Origin of the sequence: Segniliparus sp. (genome assembly GCF_051660745.1) — a bacterium.
GTDB lineage: Bacteria > Actinomycetota > Actinomycetes > Mycobacteriales > Mycobacteriaceae > Segniliparus.
This window is the reverse complement of sequence record NZ_JBOFQF010000003.1, coordinates 113090-126032: the sequence shown is the minus strand read 5'-3', so window position 1 is coordinate 126032 and position 12943 is coordinate 113090. Positions and strand designations below refer to the sequence as shown.

Below are 12943 nucleotides of genomic sequence, written 5' to 3'. Positions count from 1 at the left end.
CAAAACCGAAAAACGCCGCAGGAACCTGCGGCGTTTTTCGGTTTTGGCGGGGCGTCCCGCTCACTTGGCGGCGGAGTCGTCCTTCTTCGCGGGGGTGGCGCGACGGGTGGTGCTGGTCGCGGTCTTGGTGACCTGCTCGCCCAGCGCGCGGGTGCCGCTCGCGACCTTGCCGAGCGCCTCGTCGGTGAGCTCGCGGACCTCGTCGACCTTGTCGGCGACGACGGTCTTCGCTTCCTCCACCTTGTCGGTGACGGTCTTCTTCACGCTCTCGACGTCGGACTGCTTGAGCAGACGCTTGGTGGCCTCTTCGCCCCGCTCGGCGAGGAGGTTGAAGATGTCGAGCGCGACCTTGCTGTACGCCTCGGCGACCTTGCGCAGCTCCTCGGGCGAGAACTTCGTGACGAGATCGCGGATGTCGCTCTCCTCGACCTTCTCGGCCTTCTCCGGCAGGTGCTTGCCCCTCGCCTCGTTGACCTTCGCCAGAACCTCGCTGGTCGCGTTCTCGGCGGTCTCGCGGATCTTCTCGACGATGTCGTTCACCGCAGCGACGGCGAGGTCGCCCACGCCGACCGCGGCGTAGAACGGCGCCTTGATGTCGAGGGACGGGATGCTCTTCTTCTCGGTTTTCTCAGCCATATCAATCTCCATTGGTTGTAGGGTTGGGTTAATCGGTTTGGAGCTCTCGCGTCCGCAAGGTCTCCTGGACAAAAGCTTCATAGACCTGGATCAGCGCGTCTTTTTGCCGCTCTGTGATGGACTCGTCGACCAGCACGGCTTCGCGAACCCGGCTCGGCTCGCGCTCCGCCAGGAACTCGGCCTGCGTGCCCAAAGCCTCGGCCGAGAGCCGCAAAGCCCTGGCGATCTGTCCCATCACTTGGGCGGACGGCTTGCGCAGTCCTCGCTCGATTTGGCTGAGGTACGGATTGCTGACCCCGGCCCGCTGGGCCAATTGGCGCAAAGAGACCTGCGCCTGTTCCCGCTGAGTACGGATGTACTCACCGATGTCTCCGATCTCTCGGATGTCCCAGATCTCTTTCACCTCTCGGCTCACGACCCCATGCTAGCGCGCGCTGCTAGCACTTGCAAGCGTTTTGCGCTAGCAGATTTTGGAACACAGGAGATTGCCAGGTAACACAGGGAATTCCCAGCAAAGCGGAGCGCGTGGAACACGAGCTGCAAGCAGCACGCCACGGCCTCTGCTTGCAGCGGTCGAAACCGACGAGGCGGCGGCTACAGGACGTTGGTGAGGACGAGGACTTTCTCCTCGCTGAGGTCGTTCATGGCGCTGCGCACGCCCTCACGGCCGACTCCGGAGTCCTTGACCCCGCCGTAGGGCATCTGGTCGGCCCGGTACGAGGGCACGTCGCCGACGATCACTCCCCCGACTTCGAGCTCCCGGCCCGCGCGGAACGCGGTCTGCAGATCGTGGGTGAAGACCCCGGTCTGCAAGCCGAACCGAGACTCGTTCACTTTCGCGAACGCCTCGTCGACGGAGTCGACCGGGAGGACCGACAGCACCGGGCCGAACACCTCCTCGGCGAGGACTTTGGCTTCGGCCAATACGTTCGTCAGGACTGTTGGCGCGTAGCTCGTGCCGGACCGGACCCCGCCGGTCGCCACGGTCGCGCCGCCAGCTTTGGCCTCCTCGACCCACGCCTCGACCCGTTTGGCCGAATCCTCGTCGATGAGCGGCCCGACTTGGGTCGCCTCGTCCGCGGGGTCGCCGGTCTTGAGCGCCTCGGTCTTGGCCACAATGCGTTCGAGCAGGTCGTCGTGCAGCGCCCGGTCCGCGTAGACCCGCTGCACCGAGATGCAGGACTGCCCCGCCTGGTAGTTGGAGAAGGTCGCGATCCGTGTCGCGGCCCAATCCAAGTCCTCCTCGCTGCTCCAGTCCGGGCAGACCACGGCAGCTCCGTTGCCGCCGAGCTCCAGGACGACCTTCTTGCGCGGCACGGAGTCTCGGATCGACCAGCCGACCGGCACCGAACCGGTGAAGGAGACCACCGGCAGCCGGGGGTCGCGAACGAGCGCGACGGTTTGCTCGTTCGTGATGTTCAGCACCGCGAACATTCCCTCCGGCAGATCGGTCTTCGCCACGACCTCGGCGAGGAAGAGCGCCGACAGCGGCGTGCGCGGAGCCGGTTTGACGATGATCGGCGCGCCGATCGCGAGCGCGGGCGCGACTTTGTGCGCCACCAGGTTCAACGGGAAGTTGAACGGCGTGATCCCCAGGACCGGGCCGATCGGCACGCGACGGGTGATCGCCAGCCGCCCGACGCCGCCAGGGTCGGTGTCCAGGCGTTGCAGCTCGCCGGAGAACGTCCGAGCCTCTTGCGCCGCCCATCCGAAGGTCGACACCGCCCGTGAGACCTCGGCCCTGGCCCATTGGACCGGCTTCCCGCTCTCGGCGGTCAATATCGCCGCGGCCTCGTCCGCGCGCGCGGCGATCTCGTCCGAGATCTGCCGCAGCGCCCCGGCGAGCACGTGCGCGGGAATCGCGCGGCGGCGCAGCGCGTGCGCCGCCGACACGACCCGCTCGACCTCTTCGTCGTCCGCGAGGGCGACCTCTCCGACGACCCGTCCGTCATATGGACTACGCACATACATGGTTGACATCCTATGCTCGTTACTAATGTCTCGATGGGCCCCCATATTCAACAACGCGCGACGCCGTGTCGCGATCGCCATCGAACTCGTCCCCCGCCCCTCGGGGCGGACTGTCGCGCTCCTCGCGGTCTGCGCCGCGATCATGGCGGCCTGCGTGTTCTGGCTGCCGATCCCGTCCCCCGCCGTGATGCGGGACTGGGCGCAGTCCTTCGGCGCGGTCGGCCTGGTCGTTTTCCTCGTGGCCTACGCGCTCATCACGGTCACCCCCGTCCCCCGGACCATCTTCACCCTCGCGTCCGGCCTGCTCTACGGCTCGCTGCCGGGCGTCGCGGTCTCGGTGACCGCCTCCACGCTCGCCGCCGTGCTCGCCTTCCTCTTCGCCCGGCGGATCGCAGGCGAACCCGTGCAGTCCTACATCAGCCATCCGCTCGCCAAGCATGTCCAGCAGCAGCTCAGCCAACGCGGCTGGCTCGCCGTCTGGTCGGTGCGCCTGATCGCCCCGGTGCCGTTCGCCCTGCAGAACTACCTGTGCGGCGTGTCCACGGTGCGCCTCGTCCCCTACACGCTCGCCTCGTTCATGGGGCTCATCCCCATGACCACCGCCGTCGTCCTTTTGGGCGACGCGACGACTGGGCATTTCGATCCGACGTTCTTCCTGGTCAGCGCCTGCTGTATCACCGTCGGCCTGATCGGTCTCGTCGTCAACACCCGGTTGTCGAAAGCGGACGACGAGCAAGAGGACGACGCGTTAGGGCAACGCGCGGCCGAGGAAGAAGTTTGACGCGACTGCGGCGATGACCAGGAGCGTCCCTGCCAAGATCCATGCCCGCGAGGACTCCTGCTTGACCAGGTCGTATCCGATTTCGGCGTTCAGCGAGCTGTAGACCTCCGAAAGCTGGTCGAGCGAGCTCGCCGTGAAGAACTTGCCGCCCGACAGCTCGGCGACCTTCTGCAACGAGGCGTCGTCCGCGGGGACGGGCACCCTCGACCCCTGGATGTTCACATACGGGATCGGGCTTGTCGTGCCGAACGAGATCGAATAGATCGGCACGTCCTTCGCCTTCGCGTCTTTCGCGGCGGTGAACGCGCCACGCGGCGCGTTCAGGTCGTCGGGGACCGTCTCCTTGCCGTCCGACTCCAGCACGATCCGCGCGGGCGGGGCCTTCGACTTGCCGCCGAGGATGCCTTCGAGCGTCTCGATCTGCTGCAACGCCGTGTAGATCCCCTCGCCGGTCGCGGTGCGCGCGGCGAGCTTGTCCGGGCGGATCGCCTCGTCGAGCGCCCGTTTGACGATCTCGTGGTCCGAGGAGGGCGCGATCAGAGTCTGCGCCGTCCCGGCGAACGTGACCAGGCCCAGCTGCAGCGTCGGCTCCATCTCGTCGACGAATCTGATGGCGGCCTCGCGCGCGGCGTCCACCCGCGTCGGCCGGACGTCGTCGCACACCATCGAGAGCGAGATGTCGACGACAAGGACGACAGTTGCCCGGTTCTTCGGGACCCTCGCGAGGGTCGTCGGCCCGCTCAACGCCACCGTCAGCAGCAGGAGCCCGATCAACAGCAGCGCGACCGGGATGTGCGTGAGGAATCTGGAGCGCTTCGGGGCGACTTTGTCGAGGATCTCGGTGTTCGCGAACCGGAGGTAGCGCGAACGGCGGTAGAGCCGCACGAGGACGTAGAGGACGAGCAGCAACGCCACCACGACCGCGAAGAGGTACCACCACGCGTGCATGGGCTCGAAAGGATTGCCCCACTCCGAGAGCCCGACGCTGCTGCCGAGCGCGAACGGCCTGACCGACGTCACGCCGCCCCGTTCACCAGGCCGCGACGGCGGGCCGCGACGAACCGCACGATCTCCGCGATCCAGTCTTTGTCGGTGCGCAACGACAACACGCCGCCGCCCGCGCCGCGCAGCGTCCGGTGCACGAGGTCCTGGTGCTCGCGAGCTGCCTCTTCGAAGCGGGCCCTGAGCGACTCGTTGATGCGGTAGGACTTGATCTCGCCGCTCTCCGCGTCGCGCAGCACGACATCGCCGACCGGGGGGAGCTCCAAGTCCCTGGGGTCGAGCACTTCGACGCCGAGCACTTCATGCCTGCCCCCGACGCCTCGCAGCGGGCGGTCCCAGTCGACTTGGCCGAGGAAGTCGCTGATGACCACGATGAGCCCTTTGCGCCGCTGCGGGCGGCGGAGCGAGTCGATGGCCTCGGCGAGGTTCCCCCGCTTGCCTTCCGCCGACTTCGGGGTGGTCGCGATCGCCGACAACAGGGTCTGGATGTGCTGCCTTCCCGAGCGGGCGTTCACCCGGACGAGGTCCGTCCCCGTCGCGATGACCGCGCCGTGCCGGTTGCCCGGCGCGGTGGTCAGGTGGACGATCGCCGAAGCCGCCGCCACTGCCAGATCCCGCTTCTCGCAATTCGTCGTGCCGAAGTCCATGCTCGCCGAGAGGTCGACCACGATCCAGGTCTCCAGCTCCCGGTCCGCCACCATCTGCCGCACGTGCGGATGCGTGGTCCGCGCGGTCACCGACCAGTCCATCTGCCGGACGTCGTCGCCGGGCACGTACACGCGCGAATCGCCGGGCTCGGAGCCCGGTCCCGGCAGCAGGCCCAGGTGGTCGCCGTGCAACTGGCCGTCGAGCTTGCGCTTGACGGTCAGCTCCAATGTCTTCAGCGCCGCCGCGAGCTTCGGGTTTCGCAGCGAGCCCTGCGCGAAGGACGGGGTGCTCTGTTGCACGTCAGGCCTGTCCCGCGAACTGCCCGGCCACGTTGCTGACCGGAGGCGGGACCGGGGCGCCCTGCGGCACCGGGTGCGCGCTCACCTGCGGCAGCGCGATGGTCTTGAGCACTCGCGCGATGACATGCTCGGTGGTGATCTCGTCGGCCAACGCGTCGTAGCTCAACACGAGGCGGTGCCGCAGCACGTCAGGGATGACCTCGACCACGTCGATGGGGATGACGTAGTCGCGGCCCCGGACGAGGGCGAGCGCGCGGGCCGCCGCGACGATGCCGAGCGTGGCGCGCGGGGAGGCGCCGTACGAAAGCCAGGTCGCCACATCGGCCATGCCGTGCGCGCGGGGGTCGCGGGTCGCCGCGATCACCCGAACGACGTAGTCGACCAGCGCATGGTGCACGAAAACCTCGCTCGCGGTCTCCTGCAGCCGCAGGAGCGTCTCCGAGTCCAGCACCGGGCGGGGCGTCGGAGCCTTGGTGCCCATGCGGTAGATGATCTCCCGCTCCTCCTCCACCGTTGGGTAGGAGACGAGCACCTTGAACAGGAAGCGGTCCCGCTGCGCCTCGGGCAGCGGGTAGACGCCTTCGTTCTCGATGGGGTTCTGCGTCGCCATGACGAGGAACGGGCTCGGCATCGGGTACGTCTGCCCGCCGATGGTCACATGCCGCTCGGCCATGACCTCCAAGAGCGCGGACTGGACTTTCGCGGGCGCACGGTTGATCTCGTCGGCCAGCACGAAGTTCGCCACCACGGGGCCGAGCTCGGTGTCGAACTCCTCCCTGCCCTGCCGGTAGATGCGCGTGCCGACCAGGTCGGTCGGGACCAAGTCCGGGGTGAACTGGACACGGGAGAACTTTCCGCCGACCACTTTGGCGAACGTCTCCACAGCCAGCGTCTTCGCCACCCCCGGAACGCCTTCGAGCAGGATGTGCCCCTTGGCCAGAAGTCCGACCAGGATCCGCTCCACGAGCTGTTCTTGCCCCACGATCACACGCTTGACCTCGAACATCGTCTCCTCGAGGAGTTTCGCGTCCTTGGCAACCTGCGCCTGAATATCTGTGCTCACTACAGCCCTATCGCCTTTCAAGTCTTCATCAACGCCCACGCTCGTCACGACCGCAGACCTCGGCCCGCGCGCCAGCTTGGGCCGAAACCGACAGCTTACTCCCGAGAGCTGAGAGCCTGCTGACGAACATCCTAGCCAAAAGCAATGGGAAACGCCCTAGTGCGACACTCGCGCAGCGGGGTCCGCGTCAGCCGCAGCGGATCCAGATGGATGGGATGCAAGGCCGCAGGCGACGACGCGTACGTAAGAGCGAGGAACGAGCGCCGGTACGCGAGGAGCCGAGAACGCCGCAGACCGCCATCTGGGCCGCTGCCACAACGGATCAGAACATGCGGACAACGTCCGGGCACATGCCGCCCGTGCGCAACCGGGTGACATGCACCCGCTCGCCCGACTGCGGGGACTCCAGCATCCAGCCGTTGCCGAGGTAGAGCGCGACGTGCTCGCTCGCGTTCGCCCCGTAGAAGATCAGGTCGCCCCGGCGCATCTCGGCCGCCGGGACGTGCCGTCCCGCGCGGTACTGGTAGCCCGTGTAATGCGGCAACAGGACGCCCGCGCCCGCGAAAGCGTAGATCATCAGGCCCGAGCAGTCGTAGCCGGAGATCATGTAGTCGCCGTAGCGGTCGGCGACGCCGCCGTCGTGGATGCCCCGGGTCGGGCCGTAGGCGGAGCCGCCGCCCCACGAGTAGATGCGGCCGATTTGAGACAGGCCGCGCCGGATCACGGTCTCCACCGCCTGCTGGCCGTAGAGCCTCGGCACGTACCCGGTCGGAGCCTGCGGCGCGGGAGCCTCCGCCGCCGCCGGGGTCGCCCCGTAGAGGATCAGCTGGGAGAGGCCTGGGTCTTGCGCGGCGACTTGTTGCGCCAGCTGTTGTTCGACGTCCTGCGGGGCGCTTGGCCCTGGCGCGGGCGGCGCCGCCTCGGCCTGCGGCAGCTGCGCAGGCGCTGCCGCTTGCTCCGCTGCTGCGGGAGGCCGGGACTGCTGCTCCGCCGCTTGCTCCGACTGGGACTGCTGCGCGCTCGCGCGTTGGTCCGCAGCAGCCTGGGCCGCGGCTTTCGCCTCGTCGAGCTTGCGTTGGGCCTCGTCTCGGGCCCGCACGAGCTCGTCCCGCTTGGCGCGCCCGGCGTCGGCGGCGGCCTTCGCCCCGGCGACTGTGCGGTCGGCCTCCTGCTTCGCCTGCTCGGCGGCTGCGACGGCCTGCTGCGCCTCGCGGTCGGCCGCGTTCGCGGCAGCTGTCCGGTTCGCCTCGTCGTTGCGGGCGCGCTGGACGTCGTCGAGGACTCGGCGCTGGTCTGACGCGAGCATTTGGACCACGGCGGCCCGGTCCAATCCGTCGCCGACGCTGGGCGCCCCGATGAGGGCGAGCTCGGGAGACAGCGCAGGCCCGCTGCTGTACATGAGCTCGACCAACGCGTCGGCCTGGGCCCGCGCGGATTGCGCCTTCGCTTGCGCGCCGCGCAATTCGTCGCCCGCCGCGCTCGCGCGCTGACGCGCCCCGTCCGAGGAGGAGCGCGCCGACCGCAAATCCTCAATGGCTTTGTTCGCGGCCTGCTGTTTCGCCTCGACCTCGCCGTCGAGGCGGTCGATTTCGCCGTTCGCCTCGGCCAGCTGGCTCACTGTGCCGTTGACAGCGGCTTGGTCGCGGCCCACCTCGCTGTCTGCGGCGGCCACGTCGCCCGAGGCCGGGGCCGGGTCCGCCACGGCGAACTGGATCGACGGGACCACGACTCCCGCCGAGATGCTCAGGGCGGCGACCGCTCGGCGGAGGCCGCCGAGCTGCCGGTCCGTGCGCGCCAAATCAGAAGCTTCTGTTCCGACGTGAGCCGTCCGTCTCATGGTTCTCCTCATGTGCGCGTCTCTCTTGGCGACTTCGGCCTTCAATTGTTTGGACGTTCACAAGTGTTTCACAGAAACATCATCTGCATCAGGAAAAACATGCGTATCTCCGACAACATGTCGATAACACTTGCGCCATACGGCTTTATCGAAAATTGCCGACGAGAAAAAACCGACGCGGAAAAGAGGAATCAGAACAGGCGGACCGCGTCCGGGCACATCCCGCCGGTGCGCACTCGGGCGACGTGCACCCGCTCGCCCGACTCCGGGGATTCGAGCATCCAGCCGTTGCCGAGATAGAGCGCAACGTGCTGGGTCCCATTGGGGCCGTAGAACAGCATGTCGCCCCGGCGCGCCTGCGAAACAGGCACGTGCCTGCCGGACCGGTACTGGTTGCCGCTGTACTTCGGCAGGAGGACGCCCGCGCCCGCGAACGCGAAGACCATCAGGCCCGAGCAGTCGTAGCCAGAGATGTTGTAGTCGCCGTAGCTGTCCGCGACGCCGCCGTCGTGGACGCCGCGAGACGGGCCGTACGCGGAGCCGCCGCCCCACGAGTAGATATGGCCAAGCTGCGTGAGGCCGCGCCGGATCACGGTCTCCACCGCCTGCTGGCCGTAGAGCCTCGGCACATACCCGCCCGCCGAGGGCGGCGGGGGCGCCGTGGCCGCCGCAGGGGTCGGGCCGTAGTAGATGTACTTGGAGAAATCCGGGTCCTGGGCCGCGACCTGCGCGGCGAGCTGCTGCTCGACGTCCGGCGAGGCCGCAGGCCCCTCGGGAGCGGGCGGCGCCTCCGAAGGCGCGTCGGGGTCCGCGGCCGCGAGGGGCGCGGAAGCCGCCAGCAGCCCTGCCGCGAGCCCGAACGCGACGAACGCCCGCCGGGACGTGCCTCGCCGTCCGTTGGTCCGAGCGGGCTCTTCGCCCGCAGGCTTCATGCCAGCCATGTGCACCTCGCTTCCTTTGTGTCTGCGCATCTCCCCTCGGGCACGTTCTTCATGCCACGCTCCGGCAGACGCTGTCAGTCTTTCACATGCACACCATGCGTTCCAAGGACAACTTACGCAACTCTGGCAACAGATCAGTAACGCTTTATAGATTTCCGATTTATAAAGCGGCCGAAAATTCGAGGGAATTCGAAAAGTGTCTGGAATACACGTTCGAATTAATGTTGGCGACGCTCTTGCCCGACGCCCGGGGCGGCTTCCGCTTTCGCAGTTTTGCCGCGTCCGAATTTCTGGGAGAAGCCGCCGAATTTCTGGGAGAGCCGCGCCGCGACCACCGCGCCGAGGACCACCACGGACAATCCCGCGCTGATCCCGGTCCACGGCACGCTCGGGGCGAGCAGCCGGTCGAGGAACTGGTTGGCCGCGACCGTCGGGTTCGCGTCCAGCTCGTCCTGCGCGTTCTCCAGCTTCACCCTGGCGACGCTCGTGGAGTAGGACCCGACGTAGCCCGGCGCGAGCGCCAGCACGGTCACGTGGTCCGGGCCGGCCACCTCGGTCGCGAGGTTGCGCAACTGCGTGGGGACGTAATCGCCCGGGGGAAGGACGAGGACCTCGAAATCCAAGCCTTGGCCCTTCGCCCGCGCCACGACTTGGGCGAGGCCCGCGCGGTCCGAGGGCCCCGCGTGCACGCCGGTCGCGACGAGGTCGGCCCGGATCGCCGCCGGATCGGCCCCGGCGGGCAGGTCTTGCTTCAACGGGCGAGGGCTCATGCCAAGCATGCTACCGCGAACGCCCCCGACGCAGCCCTAGCGCGCGGCCCCGTCGCCCGTTGACCCACCCCCTTGCATAGCAGTATGCTTGTACTGTTACGATAGTTTCCGTCCCACCAGCCCTGGGTCATCCGACGAGGCGGACCAGCCGTCCGTGCGCCGGGTGCCAATAACAGGAGGTTCTCCTATGGCCACGAGCATCAACTCTTTCAACTCCCGCGACACCCTCAAAGTCGACGACAAGGAGTACGAGATCTTCCGCCTCGACCGCGTCGAAGGCCTCGCAAAACTCCCCTACTCCCTCAAAGTCCTCGCCGAAAACCTCTTGCGCACCGAGGACGGCGCGAACATCACGAAGGACCACGTCCAGGCCCTCGCCAACTGGGACCCCTCCGCCGAGCCTTCGGTGGAGATCCAGTTCACCCCCGCCCGCGTGATCATGCAGGACTTCACCGGCGTGCCGTGCGTGGTGGACCTCGCCACCATGCGCGAGGCCGTTGCCGAGCTGGGCGGCGACCCGGACAAGGTGAACCCGCTCTCCCCCGCCGAGCTCGTCATCGACCACTCGGTGATCCTCGACGTCTTCGGCCGCGCCGACGCCTACGAGCGCAACGTCGAGCTCGAGTACGAGCGCAACACCGAGCGTTACCAGTTCCTGCGGTGGGGCCAGGGCGCCTTTGACGACTTCAAGGTGGTCCCGCCGGGCACCGGCATCGTCCACCAGGTGAACATCGAGTACCTCGCCCGCACCGTCTTCACGCGCAACGGCCAGGCCTACCCGGACACCTGCGTCGGCACCGACTCGCACACCACCATGGTCAACGGCCTCGGCGTCCTCGGCTGGGGCGTCGGCGGCATCGAGGCCGAGGCCGCGATGCTCGGCCAGCCGGTGTCGATGCTCATCCCGCGCGTGGTCGGCTTCAAGCTCACCGGCTCCATCAAGCCGGGCGTGACCGCGACCGACGTGGTGCTCACCATCACCGAGATCCTCCGCAAGCACGGCGTGGTCGGCAAGTTCGTCGAGTTCTACGGCGCAGGCGTGGCGGCAGTGCCGCTCGCGAACCGCGCGACCCTCGGCAACATGAGCCCGGAGTTCGGCTCCACCGCCGCGATCTTCCCGATCGACGAGGAGACCATCAGCTACCTGCGCCTGACCGGCCGCGACGAGCACCAGCTCGCCCTCGTGGAGGCCTACGCCAAGGAGCAGGGCCTGTGGCACGACGCCGCGCACGAGCCCGCCTACTCCGAGTACCTCGAGCTGAACCTCGGCGACGTTGTGCCCTCCATCGCAGGCCCGAAGCGCCCGCAGGACCGGATCCTGCTCTCCGAGTCGAAGGTGGCGTTCCGCAAGGACATCCACAACTACGTCGGCGAGTCGGCCCCGACTCCGCACACCCAGCTGGACGAAGTGGTCGAGGAGACCTTCCCCGCGAGCGACCCCGGAGCCCGGCTGTCCTTCGCCGAGGACGACGCCGTGCCGGTGCTCTCCGCCGCGAACGGCGCTGAGGGCCGCCCGTCGAAGCCGGTGCTGGTCAAGTCCGACGAGCGAGGCGAGTTCATCCTCGACCACGGCGCAGTGGTCGTCGCGGGCATCACCTCCTGCACCAACACCTCGAACCCCTCCGTCATGCTCGGCGCCGCCCTGCTGGCCAAGAACGCTGTGGAGAAGGGACTGGCCTCCAAGCCGTGGGTGAAGACCAACCTCGCGCCCGGCTCCCAGGTCGTCACGGACTACTACGAGAAGGCGGGCCTGTGGCCCTACCTCGAGAAGCTCGGGTTCTACCTCGGCGGGTACGGCTGCACCACCTGTATCGGCAACACCGGCCCGCTGCCCGAGGAGATCTCTGCGGCGATCAACGAGAACGACCTCACCGCCACCGCCGTGCTCTCCGGCAACCGGAACTTCGAAGGCCGCATCTCCCCCGACGTGAAGATGAACTACCTGGCCTCCCCGCCGCTGGTCATCGCGTACGCGCTCGCCGGGACGATGGACTTCGACTTCGAGCACGAGCCGCTCGGGACCGGCACGGACGGCCAGCCGGTGTACCTCAAGGACATCTGGCCCTCGCCGAAGGACATCGAGGACACCATCAAGGCGACGATCGACCGCGAGATGTTCACCAAGTCCTACGCCGACGTCTTCAAGGGCGACGAGCGCTGGCGCGGGCTCCCCACCCCCGAGGGCAACACCTTCGACTGGCAGGACTCCTCGACGTACGTCCGCAAGGCCCCGTACTTCGACGGCATGCCGCTCCAGCCCGCGCCGGTCGCCGACATCCACGGCGCCCGCGTCTTGGCGCTGCTCGGCGACTCGGTGACCACCGACCACATCTCCCCCGCGGGGTCGATCAAGCCGGGCACCCCTGCCGCGCAGTACCTCGACGCGCACGGCGTGGCGGCCAAGGACTACAACTCCTTGGGCTCGCGCCGAGGCAACCACGAGGTCATGGTCCGGGGCACCTTCGCCAACATCCGGCTGCAGAACCAGCTGCTCGACGGCGTCTCCGGCGGCTACACCCGCGACTTCACCCTTCCGGGCGGCCCGCAGGCGTTCATCTACGACGCGTCGGTGAACTACCAGAAGGCGGGCGTGCCGCTCGTCGTGCTCGGCGGCAAGGAGTACGGCTCCGGATCGTCCCGCGACTGGGCCGCGAAGGGCACCACGCTCCTCGGCGTGCGCGCCGTGATCACGGAGAGCTTCGAGCGCATCCACCGCTCGAACCTCATCGGCATGGGCGTCATCCCGCTGCAGTTCCCGAAGGGCGAGTCCGCGTACTCGCTCAAGCTGAACGGGACCGAGGTGTACGACATCAGCGGCATCGAGAAGCTCAACGAGGGCGTCACCCCGAAGACCGTCCATGTGACGGCCACGAAGGAAGACGGCTCGAAGGTCGAGTTCGACGCAGTGGTGCGGATCGACACCCCGGGCGAGGCGGACTACTACCGCAACGGCGGCATCCTGCAGTTCGTCCTCCGCAACATGATCGCGGGCTAG

The 12943-nt window shown here is 67.9% G+C and carries 11 protein-coding genes; 2 read left to right on the top strand and 9 right to left on the bottom strand.

The window, feature by feature from the left end; genetic code table 11:
• Nucleotides 1–60: 60 nt before the first annotated feature.
• The 3 genes from ACRC20_RS00985 to ACRC20_RS00975 form a co-directional block, all read right to left on the bottom strand.
• Nucleotides 61–636, bottom strand: coding sequence for a heparin-binding hemagglutinin (locus tag ACRC20_RS00985; protein ID WP_438684448.1), 576 nt, complete (start codon nucleotides 634–636; stop codon nucleotides 61–63).
• A 28-nt stretch (nucleotides 637–664) separates the two neighbouring features.
• Nucleotides 665–1051, bottom strand: a complete 387-nt coding sequence (locus tag ACRC20_RS00980) for a helix-turn-helix domain-containing protein (RefSeq protein WP_438684447.1) — start codon at nucleotides 1049–1051, stop codon at nucleotides 665–667.
• 179 nt (nucleotides 1052–1230) lie between these two features.
• Nucleotides 1231–2607 carry an aldehyde dehydrogenase family protein gene (locus ACRC20_RS00975; RefSeq protein WP_438684654.1) on the bottom strand — a complete coding sequence of 459 codons (1377 nt, stop codon included), beginning with the start codon at nucleotides 2605–2607 and terminating at the stop codon, nucleotides 1231–1233.
• Nucleotides 2608–2632: 25 nt separating this feature from the next.
• Here ACRC20_RS00975 and ACRC20_RS00970 point away from each other — a divergent pair, with 25 nt between their 5' ends.
• Nucleotides 2633–3388 (top strand): TVP38/TMEM64 family protein, encoded by a 756-nt coding sequence (locus ACRC20_RS00970; protein ID WP_438684446.1) that lies wholly within the window; start codon nucleotides 2633–2635, stop codon nucleotides 3386–3388.
• Here the strand turns inward: ACRC20_RS00970 and ACRC20_RS00965 are convergent.
• The 6 genes from ACRC20_RS00965 to ACRC20_RS00940 form a co-directional block, all read right to left on the bottom strand.
• Nucleotides 3356–4336, bottom strand: a complete 981-nt coding sequence (locus ACRC20_RS00965) for a VWA domain-containing protein (protein WP_438684653.1) — start codon at nucleotides 4334–4336, stop codon at nucleotides 3356–3358. The two genes, ACRC20_RS00970 and ACRC20_RS00965, sit on opposite strands and share 33 nt — an antisense overlap.
• Nucleotides 4337–4404: 68 nt before the next feature.
• Nucleotides 4405–5337 (bottom strand): DUF58 domain-containing protein, encoded by a 933-nt coding sequence (locus ACRC20_RS00960; protein ID WP_438684445.1) that lies wholly within the window; start codon nucleotides 5335–5337, stop codon nucleotides 4405–4407.
• Between the two features lies 1 nt (nucleotide 5338).
• Nucleotides 5339–6400 carry a chaperone MoxR1 gene (moxR1, locus tag ACRC20_RS00955; RefSeq protein WP_438684444.1) on the bottom strand — a complete coding sequence of 354 codons (1062 nt, stop codon included), beginning with the start codon at nucleotides 6398–6400 and terminating at the stop codon, nucleotides 5339–5341.
• A 322-nt stretch (nucleotides 6401–6722) separates the two neighbouring features.
• On the bottom strand, nucleotides 6723–8237 hold the full coding sequence (locus ACRC20_RS00950) for an NlpC/P60 family protein (protein WP_438684443.1): 1515 nt from the start codon (nucleotides 8235–8237) through the stop codon (nucleotides 6723–6725).
• A gap of 191 nt (nucleotides 8238–8428) precedes the next feature.
• Nucleotides 8429–9178 carry a C40 family peptidase gene (locus ACRC20_RS00945; RefSeq protein ID WP_438684442.1) on the bottom strand — a complete coding sequence of 250 codons (750 nt, stop codon included), beginning with the start codon at nucleotides 9176–9178 and terminating at the stop codon, nucleotides 8429–8431.
• A 218-nt stretch (nucleotides 9179–9396) separates the two neighbouring features.
• A complete protein-coding gene (locus ACRC20_RS00940; protein ID WP_438684441.1) occupies nucleotides 9397–9948 on the bottom strand; it encodes an Rv1476 family membrane protein in 552 nt (183 codons plus the stop codon).
• A 187-nt stretch (nucleotides 9949–10135) separates the two neighbouring features.
• On the opposite strand from ACRC20_RS00940, the gene acnA reads away from it, so the two are divergent.
• A complete protein-coding gene (acnA, locus tag ACRC20_RS00935) occupies nucleotides 10136–12943 on the top strand; it encodes an aconitate hydratase AcnA (protein WP_438684440.1) in 2808 nt (935 codons plus the stop codon).